This is a genomic window from Micromonospora sp. CNZ285, from assembly GCF_004637285.1.
Genome location: NZ_SPQD01000001.1, coordinates 2,389,682 through 2,409,949, shown reverse-complemented (window position 1 = coordinate 2,409,949; position 20,268 = coordinate 2,389,682). Strand labels below are relative to the sequence as shown.

Annotated in this window: 17 protein-coding genes; 12 read left to right on the top strand and 5 right to left on the bottom strand. The window is 71.8% G+C overall.

The features are described from left to right. Nucleotides 1-36: 36 nt before the first annotated feature. The 4 genes from CLT75_RS11115 (at nt 37) to CLT75_RS11100 (ending at nt 3,576) form a co-directional block, all read left to right on the top strand. Nucleotides 37-249 (top strand): MbtH family protein, encoded by a 213-nt coding sequence (locus CLT75_RS11115; RefSeq protein ID WP_135240728.1) that lies wholly within the window; start codon nt 37-39, stop codon nt 247-249. Between the two features lie 100 nt (nt 250-349). Further along, the gene (locus CLT75_RS11110) at nt 350-1,615 is read left to right on the top strand and encodes a KamA family radical SAM protein (protein ID WP_486485128.1); all 1,266 of its coding nucleotides are present in this window, start codon (nt 350-352) and stop codon (nt 1,613-1,615) included. Continuing rightward, on the top strand, nt 1,612-2,913 hold the full coding sequence (locus CLT75_RS11105; RefSeq protein ID WP_486485127.1) for an MFS transporter: 1,302 nt from the start codon (nt 1,612-1,614) through the stop codon (nt 2,911-2,913). Before CLT75_RS11110 ends, CLT75_RS11105 begins: the two co-directional genes overlap by 4 nt. A gap of 84 nt (nt 2,914-2,997) precedes the next feature. Next, nucleotides 2,998-3,576 (top strand): VanZ family protein, encoded by a 579-nt coding sequence (locus CLT75_RS11100; RefSeq protein ID WP_135240727.1) that lies wholly within the window; start codon nt 2,998-3,000, stop codon nt 3,574-3,576. Nucleotides 3,577-3,670: 94 nt separating this feature from the next. Here CLT75_RS11100 and CLT75_RS11095 read toward each other — a convergent pair whose 3' ends face one another. Continuing rightward, nucleotides 3,671-6,391: a sugar-binding protein gene (locus tag CLT75_RS11095; protein ID WP_135240726.1), complete on the bottom strand. Its 2,721-nt coding sequence runs from the start codon at nt 6,389-6,391 to the stop codon at nt 3,671-3,673. A 525-nt stretch (nt 6,392-6,916) separates the two neighbouring features. Here CLT75_RS11095 and CLT75_RS11090 point away from each other — a divergent pair. From CLT75_RS11090 to CLT75_RS11060, 7 genes are all read left to right on the top strand, one after another. Then, a complete protein-coding gene (locus tag CLT75_RS11090; RefSeq protein WP_013286937.1) occupies nt 6,917-8,065 on the top strand; it encodes an ROK family transcriptional regulator in 1,149 nt (382 codons plus the stop codon). A gap of 200 nt (nt 8,066-8,265) precedes the next feature. Beyond that, nucleotides 8,266-9,318: an extracellular solute-binding protein gene (locus CLT75_RS11085; RefSeq protein WP_135240725.1), complete on the top strand. Its 1,053-nt coding sequence runs from the start codon at nt 8,266-8,268 to the stop codon at nt 9,316-9,318. Between the two features lie 61 nt (nt 9,319-9,379). Next, nucleotides 9,380-10,453, top strand: a complete 1,074-nt coding sequence (locus tag CLT75_RS11080; protein WP_135240724.1) for an ABC transporter ATP-binding protein — start codon at nt 9,380-9,382, stop codon at nt 10,451-10,453. Beyond that, the gene (locus CLT75_RS11075) at nt 10,450-12,198 is read left to right on the top strand and encodes an ABC transporter permease (RefSeq protein ID WP_135240723.1); all 1,749 of its coding nucleotides are present in this window, start codon (nt 10,450-10,452) and stop codon (nt 12,196-12,198) included. The genes CLT75_RS11080 and CLT75_RS11075 overlap by 4 nt, the downstream gene beginning before the upstream one ends. Then, nucleotides 12,186-13,007, top strand: a complete 822-nt coding sequence (locus tag CLT75_RS11070; RefSeq protein ID WP_135240722.1) for a creatininase family protein — start codon at nt 12,186-12,188, stop codon at nt 13,005-13,007. Before CLT75_RS11075 ends, CLT75_RS11070 begins: the two co-directional genes overlap by 13 nt. A gap of 41 nt (nt 13,008-13,048) precedes the next feature. Next, nucleotides 13,049-14,503 (top strand): lyase family protein, encoded by a 1,455-nt coding sequence (locus tag CLT75_RS11065; RefSeq protein ID WP_135240721.1) that lies wholly within the window; start codon nt 13,049-13,051, stop codon nt 14,501-14,503. Between the two features lie 95 nt (nt 14,504-14,598). After that, nucleotides 14,599-15,498: an ROK family protein gene (locus CLT75_RS11060; protein ID WP_135240720.1), complete on the top strand. Its 900-nt coding sequence runs from the start codon at nt 14,599-14,601 to the stop codon at nt 15,496-15,498. A gap of 42 nt (nt 15,499-15,540) precedes the next feature. Here the strand turns inward: CLT75_RS11060 and CLT75_RS11055 are convergent, their stop codons facing one another. Genes CLT75_RS11055 through CLT75_RS11040 form a run of 4 tightly spaced genes read right to left on the bottom strand, consistent with a single transcriptional unit; the run spans nt 15,541 to nt 19,253 of the window. Then, nucleotides 15,541-16,548, bottom strand: a complete 1,008-nt coding sequence (locus CLT75_RS11055) for a carbohydrate kinase family protein (protein WP_135240719.1) — start codon at nt 16,546-16,548, stop codon at nt 15,541-15,543. Then, nucleotides 16,545-17,735: a methionine adenosyltransferase gene (gene metK / locus CLT75_RS11050; RefSeq protein ID WP_135240718.1), complete on the bottom strand. Its 1,191-nt coding sequence runs from the start codon at nt 17,733-17,735 to the stop codon at nt 16,545-16,547. Before metK ends, CLT75_RS11055 begins: the two co-directional genes overlap by 4 nt. Next, nucleotides 17,674-18,735 (bottom strand): dTDP-glucose 4,6-dehydratase, encoded by a 1,062-nt coding sequence (gene rfbB / locus CLT75_RS11045; RefSeq protein WP_135240717.1) that lies wholly within the window; start codon nt 18,733-18,735, stop codon nt 17,674-17,676. The genes metK and rfbB overlap by 62 nt, the downstream gene beginning before the upstream one ends. After that, the gene (locus CLT75_RS11040) at nt 18,732-19,253 is read right to left on the bottom strand and encodes a flavin reductase family protein (protein ID WP_486485126.1); all 522 of its coding nucleotides are present in this window, start codon (nt 19,251-19,253) and stop codon (nt 18,732-18,734) included. The genes rfbB and CLT75_RS11040 overlap by 4 nt, the downstream gene beginning before the upstream one ends. Nucleotides 19,254-19,423: 170 nt before the next feature. Here CLT75_RS11040 and CLT75_RS11035 point away from each other — a divergent pair, with 170 nt between their 5' ends. Continuing rightward, a complete protein-coding gene (locus CLT75_RS11035) occupies nt 19,424-20,248 on the top strand; it encodes an NAD(P)H-binding protein (protein ID WP_135240715.1) in 825 nt (274 codons plus the stop codon). The last annotated feature ends 20 nt before the right edge of the window (nt 20,249-20,268 follow it).

Here is a 20,268-nt window from a genome sequence, read left to right as displayed (position 1 = left end):
TCCCAACCGAGGAACCGAACGAGAAGGAGAACGGCGATGGCCGTCGACGACGATGACCGCACCTACCGCGTCGTGATGAACCACGAGGAGCAGTACTCGATCTGGTTCGCCGACCGCGAGCTGCCGGCGGGCTGGACCGCCACCGGCTTCGAGGGCAACCGCGCGGACTGCCTCGCCCACATCGACGAGGTGTGGACCGACATGCGTCCCAAGAGCCTGCGCGAGCGGATGGCCGCCGCGCAGGGCTGAACCGCCCACCGGCCGGGGCGGGTCCGCACGGATCCGCCCCGGCCCGGCCGCCGGCCGGCGGCCACCCCTGTCCCATCCCGCTGACAACGAGGCGACGGTGATGAAGGTCTACTCCCACGAACGTCTGGCGCGGCTCGCCGGCGCGCGTGGCATGCCCGAGGAATACCTGCACGACCTGCGGGTCGTCTCCTCGGTGCTGCCGTTCAAGGTCAATCAGTACGTCGTGGACGAGCTCATCGACTGGTCCGCCGTCCCGGACGACCCCATCTTCCGGCTCACGTTCCCGCACCGGGACATGCTGCCGCCGGAGATCTTCGACCACCTGTCGGCGCTGCACCTGTCCGCCGCCGAGCCGGGTGTGATCCGCAAGGCGGCCCGCGACGCCCACGCCCGGCTCAACCCGAACCCGGGCGCCCAGCTCGAGGCGAACGTGCCGGCGCACCGGGGACGCCGGCTGCTCGGCGTGCAGCACAAGTACGCCGAGACGGTGCTGGTCTTCCCGTCCCAGGGGCAGACCTGTCACTCCTACTGCGGCTACTGCTTCCGCTGGGCGCAGTTCGTCGGCAACGCCGAGATCCGGCAGGCCGCCTCGGACGTCGGCGACGTGGTCGCGTACCTGGAGGACAGCCGGGGCGTCACCGACGTCCTGTTCACCGGCGGCGATCCGATGATCATGAGCGCGGCGGTGCTGGAGCGCTGGGTGTCGCCCCTGCTGGACCCGGCCCTCGACCACATCCGCACGCTGCGGTTCGGCACCAAGGCGCTGTCGTACTGGCCGGCCCGGTTCACCACCGACCCGGACGCCGACGACCTGCTGCGCCTCTTCGAGCGGATCACCGCCGCCGGCCGGCACGTCGCGGTGATGGCCCACTTCTCTCACCCCCGGGAACTGGCCACCGACGAGGTCCGCCGGGCGATCGCCCGGATCCGGGCCACCGGCGCGGTGATCCGGGCACAGGCGCCGCTGATCGCGCACGTCAACGACCGGGCGGGGGACTGGGCCACGATGTGGCAGCGCCTGGTGGAACTGGGCGTGATCCCGTACTACATGTTCGTGGAACGCGACACCGGCGCCCGCAGCTACTTCAGCCTGCCGCTCACCCGGGCCTGGCAGATCTACACCGACGCCGTCCGGTCGGTGTCCGGCCTGGCGCGGACGGCCCGGGGGCCGGTCATGTCGGCCGCCCCGGGCAAGGTGCTCGTGGACGGCGTCGTGCGCGTCGGCGGGACCGAGATGTTCAGCCTGCGTATGCTCCAGGCCCGCGACGCGGCCCACGTCGGCCGGCAGTTCTTCGCCCGGCACGACCCGGCGGCCGAGTGGTTCGACGACCTGCGTCCCGTCCCCGGCTCCTGGTGGCCGGCATGACCGCCGCCGCCGAACCGACCCTGACCGCGACCGACGAGGAACAGATGCCGACCGTCACCGATCCGCCGGTGACCGGGCCGGACCGCCCGGTCAGCCTCTGGCGCAACCGCGACTTCAACCTGCTCTGGATCAGCCAGTGCCTGTCCGACCTGGGCGCGGCGATGTCGAACCTGGCGATGCCGCTGCTGGTGCTCTTCCTCACCGGCTCGGCCGCGCAGGCCGGTCTGGTCGGCAGCCTGGGGCTGCTCACCACGCTGGCCTGCCGGCTGCCCGCCGGCGTCGTGGCCGACAGGTTCTCCCGCCGTACGCTGCTCGTGGTCTGCGACGTGGTCCGGCTGGTGGCGTACCTGGGGCTGGCCGGCGCGGTGCTCGCCGGGGTGGCCGGCCTGCCGATGATCATCGTGGTCACCGTGGTCGGCGCCGCCGCCAACGCGGTCTTCGGCACCGCGGAACACGCGGCGGTCCGCAACCTCGTGCCCGCCGAGCAGCTCACCACCGCTGTCGCGCGCAACGAGGCCCGCTCCTACGGAACCCAGCTCGCCGGGCCGCCGCTCGGTGGCCTGCTCTACGGGCTCGGCCGGTCCCTGCCGTTCGTCGGCAACGCCGTGTCCTATCTGCTCTCGCTGCTGGCGGTGCTGCTCATCCGCCGGCCGATGGAGCAGCCCCGCACCGAGCAGGCGCCGCAGTCCGGCGGCGCCGCGATGGCCGAGGGCATCCGGTTCGTGCTGGCCAACCCGTTCCTGCGGGCGCTGCTGGTGATCGCGGCGCCGCTGAACATGGCCTTCACCGGCATGATCTTCACGATCATCGTGGCCCTGGAGCGGGCCGGCACCGCCTCCGTGGTGGTCGGCCTGGCCAGCACGATCTTCGGCCTGGGCGGGTTCCTCGGCGCGCTGGCCGCGCCGGCGGTCCAGCGCTGGCTGCGGCTGCCGACCCTGGTGATCGTGCTGTGCTGGGCCACCACCGTCCTGATGGCGGCGAGCGCCCTGGTGCCGTCGAGCGTGCTCGCCGCGGTGCCGCTGGCGGCGGCGGTGTTCCTCGCGCCGACCGCCAACGCGGTGCTCTTCGGCTACCAGGCGGCGATCACGCCGGACCGGTTGCAGGGCCGGGTGGTCAGCGTCATCTTCCTGGCCGCCACCTCGGCCGCCGCCCTCGCCCCGGGACTGGCCGGGCTGCTGCTGGCCCGGTTCCCGGTGGCCGTGACCATGCTGGTCTTCGCCGGGCTCGTCGCGGTCTCGGCGGTGACCGCGACGCTGAGCAGCGGGATCCGGTCGATGAACACGCAGGAGTCGCGGTAACCGCACGGGCGCCCGCGGCCGGCGGCCCGCCGGGAGGCAGGATGGCCTCGGGCCGGCCGTCGGCCGGACGGAGGTGGGAGCGGCGTGATCGAGGGGTGGCACGGCTGGTTCGGCACGATCAACGGGGTCGTGCTGCTCACGGTGGCCGCGTTGCCGGCGGCCGCGCTGATGGTGTGGGTGCTGGCCCGCCGGCGTGGCGGCGGCGGTCCGGCGTGGCGGCGGTCGCTGGCCGAGGTGGGCATCGTCTACGGGACCGTGCCGTGGGTCTGGATGATCATGTTGCCGGGGGAGGGCGCCGGTGTGGTCCCCGGCCGGGTGAGCCTGGTGCCGCTACGGGACCTGCTCACCATCCTCGCGGGCGGGCCGCTGACGGTGACGGTCCAGATCGTCGGCAACCTGCTGGTGTTCGCGGCGCTCGGGTTCCTCGCCCCGCTGCGGTTCGCGGCGCTGGCGTCGGTGCCGCGGATCCTGGTGCTCGCGGCCGGCTGCTCGGCCGTGGTCGAGGTGGCGCAGTACGTCCTGCGGCTGGACCGGGTGTCCTCCGTCGACGACGTCCTGCTCAACACCGCCGGCGCCGGGCTGGCCGCGCTGGCGTCGCGCCGCTGGTGGCGCGAGCCGGCCGAGGTGTCACCGGCCGCCACCGGTCCGGCGCCGGTCCGCTGAGCGGGGTGCGGCGCGGGTCACGCGGACGGCACGATGGGCCGGGCCTGCCGGCCCGGCCCATCGCGTGCGTCAGATCGACGCGATCAGTGTCCGCTCAGCAGATCTTCTTCGACAGAGCGGTGGTGGCGCCGCCGTGCTCGTACGAGACGAGCAGCGAGGTGCCGGCCGGAAGCGACCCGCTCAGCGGCAGGACGAGCGTGCCGTCCTTGCGCAGCTCGGCCTTGGCGTCCGCCACGACCCGGGTGCCGTCCCAGAGGAAGGCCCGGGCGGTGCCGGCCTTCTTCACCTGCAGCTGCACGGACACCTTGCTCGCGCTGCGGGTGACCTTCTTGATCTTCACGGTGTTGTCCGCCAGCTTGGCGTAACCACCCGGTGCGACCCCGTCCGAGACGGACTGGAGCAGGGTCTGCGGCGAGTCCACGCTCAGCGCCGCGGTGTCGGGCATGATCGGAGCCTTCGGCGCCGACGGCTTCGCCGGCAGGTCCGGCAGGAGCGCGTTGCCCCAGCGCCACGGGTCGGCCCGCACGCCGCTCCAGGTCGACCAGCCGACCCGGGTCTGCGAGCTGAGGTCCTGCGTGTCCGAGTCGTTGACCAGGATGTTCAGGCCCATCCGGCTCGGGTCGATGGTGTCCGGCAGCACGCTGAACGGAATCTTGACCTCGATCCGGTAACCCGTGTACGGGTTGCTGGTCACCACGGAGGCGATCTCCACACCCGGCGCGGTCTCCGGGCCGCCCTGGTGGTTGTCCCGCTCCCGGGCGAAGCACGGCGGGTTCCCGTTGGCCGGGTCGTTCGTGGCCGGGAAGAGCGCCATGTTGAACACGGTGGAGGTGTTCGCCGAGTTGCCGCGCGGGTCGATGCCGAACTCGATGTTGTCGTTACGCCGCGGACGCTTGCAGTCCTCCGGCGGCAGGACGGTGCCGAGCACGTCGTCGGTGATGGTGAAGATGGCGTACAGGGCGTCGTCGGTGTGGGTGAGCTGGGCGGTGCCGGAGATGTCCGACGCCGGGGCGGCGGTGCCCTCCCAGCGGGTGGAGATGTCGATGACCTCGCCGGCGTACTCGTGGTCGTGACCGTGACCGTCCACAGTCGGCGCGGTGGCGGCCTTCGGGATCGTGGTGGTCGGCACCAGGTTGAACGCACCCGGCTCGCTCGCGCTGCCACCGGTGTAGCTGGTCTCGATCTGCACCCGGTAGGCGCCGTTGTCCGGGGCCCGGTTGGCCGTCGGCAGCGACGTGTCGGTGTTGGTCACGGTGAACGTCACCGAGGTGCTGGCGCCCGGCCGCAGGCCGCTGTACGGCACCTGCTGTTCGGCCACCGAGAAGCCGGCGGGGACGTTCAGCTTGACCGTGCCGGACTCGACCCGGGTGCCGTGGTTGGTCAGGTTGACCTTGACGCTGCGGGTGCCGCCGCTGGGGATGTTCAGCAGGGACTCGATGAGCGCGTCGAGCTGCTGGGTCTTGTTCCGCACGGTCCACGCGCGGAAGTCGGCGATCTCCTCCAGCGGCTCCAGGGTGCCGCGCACCGGCGCGGTGCCCTGAACCCGGGCGCTGCTGGTGCCGCTGCCGTCCTTCTTGCTGGTCAGCGTGGCGTCGATCTTGAAGCGGGTACCCACCTCGACCTGCGCGGGCGGGGTGACCGTGAAGGTCTTCACGACCTCCTTGCGCGGGGTCAGCGTGCCCACGTCGCCGTTGCCGCTGACGGTCCAGCCGGCCGGCACGCTCAGGGTGACCTTGGCGCCCGGGACGGCCTTCTCGGCGTACAGGACGGTGTCGACCTTGATGGGCTGGCCCGCGACGGCCTCCCAGGTGCGCGGACGCACGTGGACCTCGGTGCCCAGCGGCAGGCCGCCCGTGGCGCGCAGGGTGGCGCCCTGGAGCGCACCGGTGCCGGCGCCCACGTTCGGGGCCGGGTACGGGGTGCGGGTGTCGATCAGCGTCAGCCGGTTGCAGCCGATGGCGTCGGGGTTGGTCGTCGGGAAGGAGCTGTTGCCCCAGCCCTGCGACACGTACTCCCGGCGGGCCCAGGTCTGGACCGTGTTCCACCGGTTGCCGTCGTGGCGCGCCGACTCGTAGCCCTGCCAGGTGCCGAAGACGACCTCGCTGGCCTCGTTCGGCGTGAACGTGGTCTCGCAGGCGGGGCCGTTGGTGCCGGTGGTGCCGCTGCCGCCGGTCTGGAAGATCCGGGAGACCCGCCAGGGCTGGAGGCCCTCCTTCTTGATCTGCTCCGGGAACGCCTTCGGGTCGGCAGCCGCGTAGAAGGCCTCCACGGCCAGCATGGCCGCCTTCTGGTGGTTGCCGTGGTTGCCCTGCGTCGCCGAGGGGTTCATCGTGAGGATGACCTCGGGCTTGGTGGTCCGCAGGACCCGCACGATCCGGGACAGCGTCTCCTGGTGGCCCCAGACCTCCTCGGTCAGGGGAGCGCTGGCGGTGTACCAGAAGTCCAGCGCGTCCAGGTTGTAGATGTGCTCGACGCCGGCCCAGCCGACGGCCTTGCGCTCCTCGGCCTCCCGCAGGATGCCGAGCTCCGGGCCCTCCTCGAGACCGGTGGCGTTGCCGCCGCCCTCGCCGCGGGTGGTGGTGATGACGCCGGCCTTCATGCCGTGATACTCGTTCCAGTATCCGAGCATGCCGAGCTGGCCGGCCTCGTCGTCCGGGTGGGCGCCGATGAACATGATGTCCAGGTCGACCGGCTTGTCGGACTTCTTGGCCTGGGGCTTCGGTGATGCTTGCTGGGGGTTGGCCTGGGCCGGAGTGGCCAGGCCCAACGACAGCAGACCGCACATGGCGATCGCCGCGCTGGTGCGCCATCTCATGGGCATACCTCTTCGTCTCGAAGCGAGAGTGCTGCGGCTGGGGACGGTCGGCCCGGCACGGGCCGGCTGACACGGTGGCTCGTGCCGGGCCGTGTTGCAGACAGCTGTCCACAGAGGACCGTGAGGTCCTCGGGGGGTCGTGGTGCTCGACAACGGGATGGTGGTGCTCGCGCACCGTCACGGCGTGAGCGGTACGCACGGTGGCGACGTCGGTCCACCGGAAGGCCTTCGGGCCGTAACCTAGGGATCTTGCGGAGGCGTCGTCAATAGCCCTGGACGACTTTCTTCCTTATCCGAATAAACAATCGCCCCTGCTCAGGGCGATCACTGGGAGGCCGGCGGTGACCTGTGGACAGGCTATGTCCGGGTTTGGGGCCCCAATGTGGACCACAGGGCTCGTTTTTGCCTGCCATGTCGGGCTGGCCCCGGCCCGCCCCGCTTGTCGGCCGCCGAACTTTCCCTGGTCGGCGGACCGAGATCATCTCGTTACTTGACGGCAGAATTTTTTCTCACTAGGAAGAAAGTGTGTCTGACAAAGCCCCGACCAGCCCGGTCAGCCGTGAGCGGTCCCGTGAGATCAAGCGTCTCTCGGTGATCTTGGCCGCCCGGCAGGCCCGGCGGCTGTCCCGAGTCGACCTGGCCGAGATGACCGGCCTCTCGGCGGCCACGGTGACCGCGCTCGTGCGGGAACTCGTCGCCGAGGGCTACCTCATCGAACGCGGGCCCGGCGCGCCCACCACCGGCCGGCCCCGGGAGATGCTCGAGTTCAACCCCCGCGCCGAGCTCGTCGCGGCGGTGTCGCTGGAGCCACCACGGATCAGCTGCGAGATCGCCGACAGCGAGGGCGCGGTCATCGCGCACCGCGTCGCGCGGCTCGGCGCGAACGTGGTGGAGACCGTCTGCGAGTTCGTCCTCGACCTGGTCGGCGACAACCTGCCCTCGCTCCGCGGCGTCGCCATCGCGGTGCCCGGCGTGTCCAGCAACGGCGCGGTACGCCTCGCGCCGTCGGTCGGGCTGGTCGAGGCGTGGCCGATCGGCGAATCGGTGCAACGGCGGCTCGGCGTACCCGTGGTCGTCGACAACGACGTGAACCTCATGGCCGCCGGCGAGTGCGTGGCCGGCGCCGGTGCGGACGTGGCGAACCTGCTGCTGATTCACGTCGCCGACGGCATCGGCGCCGGCCTCGTGCTCGACGGCAAGGTCCGCCGCGGCGCCAGCGGAGCCGCCGGCGAGGTCGGCTTCCTGCCGCTGGGCGGCGCGACCGAGCGCCGCTACAGCGGCGTCGGCGAGTTCGAGGCCCGGTGGTCGGTCAACGCCATCGCGGAGCGGGTCGTCGCGCTCAACCCGGGCCGCCGGCCGGAGTCACCGGTACGGGAGCTGAGCGGGCTCGCCGCGACCTCGGCGCCCGCCCGCGAGTACCTCGACGAGGTCCTCGGCGCCTGGGCCGGGCTCATCCTCTCCTGCGCCTGCGTCGTCGATCCGGGGCTGGTGCTGCTCAGCGGCGCCGCGGCGGAACTCGACGACGCGGCCCTCGACCAGCTCCAGACCCTCGTCTCCGCCCGGACCCCGGCTCCCACCGAGGTGCGCCGGGCCACCCTCGGCGACCAGGCAGTGCTGCACGGAGCGATCAGCTACGCGCTCTCGGCAGCGGTGCCCCGCCCCTCGCTTCCCTGACCGAACCCGGCCCCCGACAACCCCCGACCCCGCACCCACCGCCCCGACCCACCACCCACCTCACCGAACGCCGTCGCGGCGACCCGCGTCCGTACCCACTGACGACAGGTCGCGGCGCGATGCGTCGCGCCCCGGTACGGCGCGACGCGCTGATCTTCCTTCCCCGCTTCCGATAGTTCCCCCGCACAATGGAGGTACCAATGAAACGTCGTTTGGCCCTGGCCGTCGCGTTCAGCGCGCTGCTGGCCGTGAGCGCGTGCGGCAGCAGCGACGACGACAAGGACACCGGCTCCTCCGGCTCCGCGTCGGCCGAGAAGGTCGTCATCTACAGCGCCCGCGACAAGTCGGTCACCGACTACGTCGTCGAGCAGTTCACGACCAAGAACCCCGAGTACAAGGGCAAGGTCGAGGTGCTCAACATGGGCGCCCAGGAGGTGCTCGAGCGGGTCCGCGCCGAGAAGGCCAACCCGCAGGCGTCGGTCTGGTGGGGCGGCACCCAGCAGGGTCTCGCCGCCGGCGCGTCCGAGGGCCTGCTGGAGTCCTGGCAGCCGTCGTTCGCCTCGAAGATCGACGCGCGGTACAAGGACGCCGAGGGCCGCTGGTTCGGCGAGATCCTGCTGCCCGAGGTCATCATGTACAACAACAAGGCGCTGACCCCGGAGACCGCGCCGAAGGACTGGGACGACCTGGTCGACCCGAAGTGGAAAGACAAGATCATCATCCGGGACGTGGCCGCCTCCGGCACCATGCGCTCGATCTACGCCTCGATGATCCAGCGCTTCACGGCCGACGGGTCCAACCCGCAGCCCGGCTACGACTGGCTGCGCAAGCTCGACGCCAACACCGTCGAGTACGCCGCCAACCCCAGCGACCTCTACCTGAAGATGTCGCGTGAGCAGGGCGTGGTCAGCGCCTGGAACCTCCAGGACATCCTGCTGCAGGCCAACGAGAAGATGCCTTTCGGCTACGTGATGCCGGCCTCCGGCGCGCCGGTGCTCGTCGACGGCGTGGCCGCGGTCAAGGGCGGCAACAGCGAGGGCGCGAAGAAGTTCCTCGAGTTCCTGTTCGACGACTCGCTGCGGGCCAGCCTGGCCAAGGACTACTTCCAGATCCCCGCTGTCGACATCGCCGAGAAGCCCGAGTGGCTGACCAAGCTCGACCTCAAGCCGATGGACGTCGACTGGAACGTGATCGGCAAGAACGAGACCGCCTGGATCACCCACTGGAACGCCCAGATCAAGGGCAAGGGCTAAGACGCTCGGAACCGGGCCGTGCTCCGGCACGGCCCGGCTTCGTCCTGGAAGGACCCACGAAATGATCGATGTCCGACTGACGGCGGTCAGTAAGCGCTTCGCCAAGTCGAGCGACTCCGCGGCGGTCGATGACGTCACCGTCACCATCGGGGCCGGCGAGTTCTTCACGCTGCTCGGGCCGAGCGGTTGTGGCAAGACGACGACGCTGCGCATGGTGGCCGGCTTCTACTTCCCGACCTCCGGTCACATCCACTTCGGCGACGACGACGTCACCCACTGGACGCCGAACAAGCGGGACACCGGCATGGTGTTCCAGAACTACGCCCTGTTCCCGCACATGACGGTGGCGCAGAACGTCGCGTACGGGCTCAAGGTCCGCCGGGTCTCGCGCGCCGAGCAGGCCCGCCGGGTCACCGAGGCGCTCGAACAGGTGCACCTCGCCGGGTACGGCGACCGGCGCATCGACGCGCTCTCCGGCGGCCAGCAGCAGCGCGTCGCGCTGGCGCGGGCCCTGGTGATCCGTCCCCGCACCATGCTGCTCGACGAGCCGCTGTCGAACCTCGACGCGAAGCTGCGCGAGGAGACCCGCGCCGAGATCCGGCGCATCCAGCGGGAGAGCGGCACCACCTCGATCTACGTCACGCACGACCAGGCCGAGGCGATGGCGATGTCGGACCGGATCGCCGTGATGGAGTCCGGACGGGTCCAGCAGGTCGGTACCCCGCACGAGGTCTACTACCAGCCCGCGAACGCGTTCGTGGCCCGGTTCATCGGACGCAGCAACGTGCTGAGCCTGCCGGTGACCGGCGCGGCGGAGCAGCGCGTCCACGTACGCCTGCCCGGCGGCGCCACCATCGAGATCGGCGCACCCGCCGGACACGGGCTCACCGAGGGTGACACCGCACTGGTCTCCGCCCGCCCCGAGCACATCGCGCTCGGCGGCGACGACGACACCGCGGCCATGCGCGGCCGGGTCAGCCACGTCGAGTTCACCGGCATGGCCACCCACGTCACCGTCGACGTCGACGGCGACGAGGTGATGGCCGCCCTGGTCGACGCGCCCGCCGGCATCCAGCTCGGCGACGTCGTGGGCCTGCGGCTCACACCGGAGCGACTCTGGGTGGTCAAGCCGTGACCGCTGCGACCCCGACCGCCCCCGGCTGGGCGGCGGCCCTCGGCCGGCGCCTGGCCGGCGGGGCGAACTCCCGATGGTTCCCCTACCTGCTGGTGCTGCCGCTGGTCCTGGTGCTGTGGGGCTTCGTCGTCCAGCCGATGTTCGCCACCTTCCGGGAGAGCGTCAGCGCCAACGGCACCGACAACTACCTCCAGTTCCTCTCCTCCTCCGGGGTGGCCCGCGAGTCGCTGTTCACCTCGCTGTTCATCTCGGCCGCGAGCGTGCTGCTCTGCGGCGTCGTCGGCGTGGCGATGGCGTTCCTGCTGAAGCGGTTCCACTTCCGCGGCCGGCGGCTCATCGAGGCGTTCATCCTGGTGCCGGCGGCCCTGCCGCCGCTGATCGGCGCCGTGTCCTTCCAGCTGCTCTACAGCAACATCGGCATCGTGCCGCGTGGCCTCCAGGCGCTGTTCGGCACCGACAAGCCGATCCTGGCCTTCGACGGCATCGCCGGCGTGCTGGTGGTGCACACGTTCACCATGTACCCGTTCTTCTACCTGGCCGCCTCCGCGGCGCTGGCCGGGATGGACCCCTCGGTCGAGGAGGCGGCGTACAACCTCGGCGCGGGCCGGGTACGCGTGTGGCGCACCGTCCTGCTGCCGATGCTCACCCCGGCGCTCATCTCGGCGTCGCTGCTGGTCTTCATGACGTCGCTGGCGTCCTACACCGCGCCACTGCTGTTCAACGTCAGCCAGACCATGACGATGCAGATCTACATCAACCGCACCAACGGCGATCTGCCGATGGCCTCGGCGTACGCCTCCGTGCTCGGCATCGTCTCGATCATCTTCCTGCTCGGCATGCGCTGGTACGAGGGGCGGCGCAACTACCAGTCGCAGTCCAAGGGCGTCTCGGCGGTCCGGCGGGAGATCACCAACCCGATCGGCCGCTGGCTCGCGCCGCTCGCCTCGGTGCTGGCCACCCTGGTCCTGCTCGCCCCGGTCGGCGCGATCGCGCTCGTCGCGTTCTCCGAGGACCGGTCCTGGACCACCGAGGTGCTGCCACCGACGTACACGTTCGAGAACTTCGTCACCATCTTCACCGACCCCAAGGCGTTCCAGCCGATCCTCAACTCGGTGCAGATGAGCCTGCTCGCGGTCGTGGGCTGCGTGGTGATCGGCGTGCTCATCGCGTACGCGGTGCGGCGGCTCACGTTCGTCGGACGCGGCCTGCTCGACGTGGCCGTGATGATCGCCTGGGCGCTGCCCGGCACGGTCGTGGCGATCAACCTGATCTCGGCGTTCAGCACCGGCAACGCGTTCAGCTTCGGGCAGGTGCTGGTCGGCACGTTCTGGATCCTGCCGCTCGCCTACTTCGTACGGTTCCTGCCGATCGTGTTCCGGTCCAGCTCCGCGACGCTGGCGCTGATCGACCCGTCGCTGGAGGACGCCGCCCGCAACCTGGGCGCCTCCTGGCTGCGCGCCTTCTACACCATCACCGTGCGGCTGATGCTGCCCGGCGTGCTCGCCGGCGCGCTGCTGGCGTTCGTGCACGGCGTCGGCGAGTTCGTCGCCTCGGTGCTCATCTACACCTCGTCGACGGTGCCGATCTCGGTCGCCATCAACAACCGCATGTACAGCTTCGAGCTGGGCACCGCGGCCGCGTACGGCATGCTCCAGGTGCTGCTCATCTTCGTGGTGATGTGGTTCTCCGGCCGGCTGGAGAGCAGCCGCACCGCGACCCGGAGGGCCGAGCAGTGGACGAACTGATCGAGCGGTGGCGGACCGGGGGAGGGCTGCTCCCGGTCACCCGGGTACCCGGGCACGCGTTCACCGCCGTGACCGAGGCGGCCGACCTGGCGGTGCTGCCGGTCGGCGCGGTCGAGTGGCACGGTCCGCACCTGCCGATCGGAACCGACCTGATCCTGGCCGAGGGCTTCGCCGGGGAACTGGCCACCGGGTCCGCCCGGGCGGTGCTGTTCCCGGCCACGCCGTACGCCGCCTGCCCGGGCCAGACCCGGCAGTGGCCGGGCACCGTGGCGCTGCGGCCGGAGATCGCTGTCGGCTACCTCGCCGACGTGCTCGCCGGCATCGTCGAGGCGGGCTTCACCCGGGTGCTCGTGGTCAACGGGCACGACGCCAACATGTCCACCGTCCGCGCGGCGATGGAGTGGGTGTCCGGCCGGCACCGGGCCAGCATGATGCTGGTGAACTGGTTCCAGCTCGTCGGCCCGGACGAGACCACCGAGATGTTCGGTGAGCTGCCGGCCCGGGGACACGGCGGCGCGTACGAGAGTTCCGCGGTGCTCGGCTTCGACCCGGCCGCGGTACGCCTGGACGCGGCACCGGACCTGCCGCCCAAGCCGAAACTTCCCACCCCGTACCCGTACGTGCTGGTGGAGTCGCGCCCCGACCCCTGGCAGGGCTGGTCGGGCCACGTCTCGCTGGCAGGTGAGGAGGCCGGCGGCCGGATCCGCGCCACCGCCGGCACCCGCCTGCGCGAGCTGGTCGGGGCGTGGCTCGCCGCGCCGCTGCCGGGGCCGCCCGGCGCCGACCGGCCCGACCAGCCGACCGGATGACAGTCACGCCCCAGGACCACGCACCACCTCGGGAGGCCTCCATGAGCCCGTCACTGACCGTCTACCAACAGCACCACCTGCGCGTCGTGTTCGACCACCACGTCGCCAACCTCTACCCGGCGATGGTCACGGCCAGCAAGGCCCACGTCGTCATGCTCGCCGAGCAGGGGCTGATTTCCGACGAGGCCGCCGCGACGATGCTGCGCGGCCTGGTCGCCCTCGCCGCGGACCGGCCCGAGGAACTGGAGTACGACGGCAGCGTCGAGGACGTGTACTACACGCTGGAGAAGCGCCTCGCCGCGGCGGCCGGCATCGAGGTGTCGCAGCTGAGCGTGCAGCTCGCGCGCAGCCGCAACGACCTCGACGCCGGCGTCTTCCGGATGGTGCTGCGCGACCAACTGCTCCAGGTGCTCGACGCGCTGCTGGCGACCGGCCGTACCGTGCTGGACCGCGCGGACCGGCACGCCGACGTGGTGATCACCGGCTACACGCACCGCCGCCCGGCCCAGCCGACGAGCATCGGGCACGTCTTCGCCGGCTACGCCGAGGCGCTCGCCGGCGAGGCCGCCGCGTACGCCGGCCTGCTGGACGAGATGAACCGCTCGCCGCTGGGCTCCTGCGCCTTCGCCGGCACCGACCTGGACATCTCGCCCCGCCGGCTGGCCGACCTGCTCGGCTTCGACCAGCTCATCGTCAACTCGTACGAGGCGGTGGCCGGCGCCGACCACCTGGTCCGGGTCGCCACGCTCAACGCGCAGGCGCTCGCCACCGGCGCCCGGCTCGCCCGTACCCTGATGGACTGGCTGAGCTGGGGCTGGGTGGTCACGCCCGGCGAGTTCACCCAGGGCAGCAGCATCATGCCGCAGAAGCGCAACCCGGTGGTGCTGGAACACCTCGTCTCGATGGCCGGCGCGGCCGCCGCCGACGCGGCGAGCGTACTCAACAACGTGGGCGCCGCCTGGTGGGAGGACTCGAACAACGCCACCACCGACGTGCAGTCCCGGCTCTGGGAGGGCGACGACCGGGCGTACCGGTTCTTCTCGCTGCTCGGCGGCCTGATCGAGAAGCTGGATCCGCAGCGCCCGCCGTCCGGCGAGGAGATCGTCGCCTCCGGCGCCACCACCACCGCGGCGGCCGACGCGCTGGCCCGCCGCGGCGTGCCGTTCCGGGGCGCCCACTCGCTGCTCGGCCGGCTGGTGCGCGGCGGCGCGCCGGCGACCTGGACCGAGGAGCTGGTCCGGTCCACCGCGGCCGACCTCGGTCTGGCGCTCGACGACGCCGCGGTACGGGACCTGCTGGCCGCCGCGGTCCGCCCCGAACTCGTGCTGCGCCGCGCCCAGGCCGACGGCCCCGGCGAGGCGGCCGTCCGGGACCAGGTCGGACGACTGTCTACAATGCTCGACGCGGTGCAGGAGCGGGCGCAGGCGTTGCGCGAGCGGCTGACCCGTGCCGACGCGGCTCTCGCCGAGGCGGTCGCGGCGAGGGTAGGCCCGTGACGGGGCGGCAGACGCAGCTGGCCGTGGTCGCGGACGTCGTGTCGCGGCGACCACGTGATCTGGACCGACGGCCCGAAGGGCGATCTGACATCACCATGGAACGACCGGCAAATCCGCGCCTGCTCGGCATCGACTTCGGCGGCACCAAGATGGCCATCGGCGTGGGCGACACCGACGGCCGGCTGCTCGTCTCCGAGCGCCTGCCCACGATCGCCGAGAAGGGCGCACAGCAGGCCCTCTCCCGGGCGCTGGACCGGGCGTGCGAACTCGCCGAGCAGACCGGCGGCACGATCGTCGCGGCCGGCATCGCCTCGCCCGGCGTCGTCCACGACGAGGGCATCGAACTGGCGCCGAACGTGCCCGGCTGGGAACAGTTGCGGCTGGGCGAGGCGGTCCGCGCCCACCTGAACCTGGCGCACGTGCGGGTGACGAACGACCTGAAGGCGGCGGCCTACGCCGAGCTGCGGCTCGGTGCGCTGCGCGACGCCGATCCGGGACTCGTCGTGGGGCTCGGCACCGGGGTGGCCGCGGCGGTGACGGTGAACGGCGAGGTGCTGCCGGGCCGCCACGGCGCGGCCGGCGAGATCGCCTACGGACTCACCGACCTCAGCTGGCCGCCCCGGCTGGAACCGATGCTGGAGGCGACGTTCTCCGGCCGGGCCCTGGACGAGCTGGCGCAGCGCCTCGGCGTGGACGGCCGGGCGGCCGGCCTGTGCGCGGCGGCGGAACAGCCCGGCCCGGTACGCGAGCAGCTCCGCCTGCGCGTCGACGAGCTGGCCCGCCAACTGGTCACCTGCTGCCTGCTGCTCGACCCGCAGCGGATCGTGCTGGTCGGCAGCGTCGCCGGCAACGATCTGGTCCGGGAGCTGCTGACCGAACGGCTCACCCACACGCTGCCGTACCCGCCGGAGGTCGTGCTGTCGGACTTCGCGCAGGACGCCGCGCTGCTCGGCGCGCTCGCCCTGGCCACCGAGGCCCAGCCCGCCGCGGTCTGACCACGACGGCGGCGCGCCGCCGCCGGCGGCGACCTCCGCGCGTCACCGGGCTCCGATCCGCCGTCGCGGGTCGGAGCCGGTGAGCGCGTCGCGGGTGGCCCGGGCGACCTCGGGGTCGTACCGGTCCCGTAGATCGGTGACGAGACGGTCGGCGGTGAGGTCGTACTCCTGCGTACCGGTGGCCGTGATGGCGTATGCGGCGACCTGGCATCCCACCGCGGCCGCGACGCGGGGCGGCAGTCCGCGGGTCACACCGGCGAGGAAGCCGGCACGGAAGGCGTCACCGGCGCCGGTCGGGTCGACGACCCGTGCGACAGGCACCGCGGCCACCGTCTCCGACCGGCCGTCGGCACGTATCCGCACGCCCTCCGGGCCGTGCGTGGTGAGCACCATGTCCACCATCGTGCTCAGCTCACCGTCCGAGACGCCGAGCTTGTCCAGCATCAGTCCGTGCTCGTACTCGTTGGTGAGCAGGTAGCGGGCGCCGGTGACGAACGCGGCGATCTGCTCGCCGGACATCACGGCGAGCTGCTGGGACGGATCGGCGGCGAACGGCACACCGAGCCGGCGGCAGGCCTCGGCGTGCCGGACCATGGCCGTCGGGTCGTCGGGGCCGATCGCCACCAGTCCGGTCTCGCCCGGCCGCACCACGGCGGCGAGGTCGATGTCGGCGGCCTCGGCCATCGCACCCGGATAGAACGACGCGATCTGGCACATGTCGTCGTCGGTGGTGCAGATGAACCGGGCGGTGTACGCGGTCCGGCTCTCCCGCACGGCGTCGCAGTCGACGCCGTGGCCCTCCAGCCAGGCCCGGTACTCGGCGAAGTCCGGCCCCACCGCGCCGACAAGCGTCGGGCGCAGGCCGAGCCGGGCCATGCCGTACGCGATGTTCGCCGCCACCCCGCCGCGCCGGACGGTGAGCCGGTCCACCAGGAACGACAGGGAGACGGTGTGCAGCCGGTCCGTGACGAGCTGGTCGGCGAACCGGCCCGCGAACCGCATCAGATGGTCGGTGGCGATCGAGCCCGTGACCACGACGTGGGCGCTCATGCGGCCGCGTTCTTCAGGTCCTGGGCGCGGTCGGTGCTCTCCCAGGTCAGTTCCGGCAGCTCCCGGCCGAAGTGGCCGTACGCGGCGGTCTGCTGGTAGATCGGGCGCAGCAGGTCCAGATCCCGGATGATCGCCGCGGGACGCAGGTCGAACACCTCCCGTACGGCCCGCTCGATCCGCCGCGTGTCCACGTTCTCGGTGCCGAACGTCTCCACCGACAGGGAGACCGGCTGTGCCTTGCCGATGGCGTACGCCACCTGGACCTCGCACCGCTCGGCCAGGCCGGCGGCGACCACGTTCTTGGCGACCCAGCGCATCGCGTACGCGGCCGACCGGTCGACCTTCGACGGGTCCTTGCCGGAGAACGCGCCGCCGCCGTGCCGGGCGTACCCGCCGTACGTGTCGACGATGATCTTCCGGCCGGTCAGGCCGGCGTCACCCATCGGGCCGCCGATCTCGAACCGCCCGGTCGGGTTGACCAGCAGCCGGTAACCCTCGGTCTCCAGGCCGAGGCCCTCCAGCTCCGGAGCGACGACGTGCTCCCGGACGTCGGGAGTGAGCAGGGCGTCGAGCGAGATGTCGGAGGCGTGTTGCGACGACACGACCACCGTGTCCAGGCGGACCGGGCGCAGCCCGTCGTACTCGATGGTGACCTGGGTCTTGCCGTCGGGACGCAGGTAGGGGATGACGCAGTCGCGGCGGGCGGTCGAGAGCCGCCGGGCCAGCCGGTGGGCCAGCGCGATCGGCAGCGGCATCAGCTCGGGCGTCTCGGAGCAGGCGAAGCCGAACATCATGCCCTGGTCGCCGGCGCCCTGCGCGTCCAGCAGGTGCGCCGAGTCGCCGTCGCGCAGTTCCAGCGCCTGGTCCACGCCCCGGGCGATGTCCGGCGACTGGGCACCGATGGACACGCTGACGCCGCAGGACGCGCCGTCGAAGCCCTTCTGCGACGAGTCGTAGCCGATCCGCAGGATGGTCTCCCGCACGATCGCCGGAATGTCCGCGTACGCCTTCGTGGTGACCTCGCCCGCGACGCACACCTGGCCGGTCGTGACGAGCGTCTCCACCGCGACGCGGCTGTGCGGGTCCTGGCGCAGCAGTGCGTCGAGGACACCGTCGCTGATCTGGTCAGCGATCTTGTCCGGATGGCCCTCCGTGACCGACTCGGAGGTGAACAGGCGGCTTGCCATACGGTCCTCCCTCAGGGACTGCGGTGCTCTGCTTCAGCGGTTCCCACCATTCGCGGTGGTCCCGATACCAGCGCACGGTCTCCGCCAGGCCGCGGCGCAGTGGCACCCGCGGCGTGTAGCCGAGCTCGTCGCGGATCTTCGACCAGTCCAGGGAGTACCGGCGATCGTGGCCCTTGCGGTCCGGGACGGCGACCACGTGGTGGTCCCCGCTCACGCCGCACGCCTCCAGCAGCATCCGGGTCAGCTCGCGGTTCGGCAGCTCCGCCGTGCCGCCGATGTGGTAGACCTCGCCTGCGCGGCCGTGCCGCCGGACCAGTTCGACACCCCGGACGTGGTCGTCGACGTGCACCCATTCGCGCACGTGCATGCCGTCGCCGTAGAGGGGTACCGGCCGGCCGTCCAGCAGGTTCGTCACGAACAGCGGGATCAGCTTCTCCGGATAGTGGTACGGGCCGTAGTTGTTCGTGCACCGGGTCACCCGGACGTCCAGGCCGTGGGTCCGGTGGTAGGCCAGCGCGATCAGGTCGGCGGCGGCCTTCGACGCCGAGTACGGCGACCGTGGCGCCAGCGGGCTCTCCTCGGTCCACGAGCCCTCGTCGACGGTGCCGTACACCTCGTCGGTGGACACCTGGACGAAGGTGCGCAGGCCGGCGTCGCAGGCCGCCTCGACGAGGTTCTGGGTGCCGAGCACGTTGGTGCGGACGAATTCGGCGCCGCCCTCGATGGAGCGGTCCACGTGCGACTCGGCGGCGAGGTGGACGATCTCGTCGTGCTCGCGGACCAGCGTCGACACCAGCTCCGGGTCGCAGACGTCGCCGTGGACGAAGCGGAACTCCGGCCGGTCGCGGACCGACGACAGGTTGGCCAGGTTGCCCGCGTACGTCAGCCGGTCCAGCACGGTGACCGTGACGTCGCCCGGTCCGTCCGGGCCGAGCAGCGTCCGCACGTAGTGCGAGCCGATGAAACCGGCGCCGCCGGTGACCAGCAGCCGGGTCGTCATCGCGTCCCCCCGTTCGGCCCGGAGTCCGTGGCCCGGAACCGCCCCGGCTCACCACGCAGCAGCACGAGCGGGCTGCCGTCCGGGCGGTGGCCGAACTCGCGCACCCGAGCCACCACGATGACGTGGTCGCCGGCCCGGTGCTCGGCGTAGGGCGTGCACTCCAGCCAGGCGACCGCGCCGGCCAGGACGGGCGCCCCGCCCGGCGACGGGTGCCAGGAACAGTCCGTGAACCGCTCCACCCCGGCCGTCGCGAACCGGCGGCACAGCTCGTGCTGCCCCGCCCCGAGCACGTTGACGCACCAGCACGACGCGGTCCGCAGCCGGGGCCAGGTGGTGCTGGTGTGCGCCACGCAGAAGGAGACGAGCGGGGGATCCAGTGAGACCGACGTGAACGAGCTGATCGAGAGCCCTGCCGGCGGCGCCACCCGCCCGTGACCGGTCACCACCACCACTCCGGTGGGGAAACTGCCGAGCATCCCGCGATAGGCGAGATGGTCCGGCGCGACGGTGGCAGCCATCTGTCCTCCCATCTCGATCGACCTGCGTCTCAGCCTCACCGGCTGGCCTAGAGGCTGGCTCGGCTCCGCCTGGAGCCTTCGCGGCGGGCCTTCCCTCCGTCCGTCGCGTCCGGTTGAATCGTGGTTCCTGCCAGGGATCGACGAGAAAGACCCGAATCTGCGGAGGGCTCATGAAGTTTCTGGTCACCGGTGCCACGGGAAACGTCGGGCGGGAGGTGGTCCGGCATCTGTGCGCGGCCGGCGTGCCGGTCCGCGCGTTGAGCCGCAACCCCGCCGCCGCCGATCTGCCACCCGAGGTGGAGGTGGTCCAGGGTGACCTCCTGCGGCCGGAGACGCTGGAGAAGGCTCTCGACGGCATCACCGCGATGCACCTGTTCCCGGAGCCCGAGACGGCGGCGGCGGTCGTCGACCTGGCGCGCCGGAAGGGTGTCCGGCGGATCGTGGTGCTCTCCACCGAGGCGGTCACCGACAACCCCGACGACGGCTACCACCGGGTGGTCGAGAAGGCCGTCGAGGACTCCGGTCTGGAGTGGACACACGTGCGCCCGGGTGAGTTCGCGTTGAACAAGCGCGACACCTGGTCGGCGGCGATCCGGTCGGGCACGGTGCGGTTGGCCTTCCCGGAGGCGAAGGGCGTGCCGATCCACGAGACCGACATCGGCGCGGTGGCGGCCACCGCGTTGCGTGAGGACGGCCACTCCGGCAAGGTCTACCGGCCGACGGCCGAGCAGACGACCACGCATCGGGAACAGGTGGAGGCGATCGCCGAGGCCGTCGGCAAGCCGGTGACGATCGAGGTCATCACGCCGGAGCAGGAGAAGGAGGACCTGCTCGGCATCGGCTGGCCGGACGACCTGGTCGAGTACATCCAGGCGTACCAGCGGCAGTGGACCGTCACCCCGCCGGAGGCCCGCACCGACGTCTCGACGGTGACCGGGCGCCCGGCCCGCACGTTCGCCGAGTGGGCGCGGGACCACGCCGACGACTTCCGCTGATCGCGCGTCGCCCGGGGCCG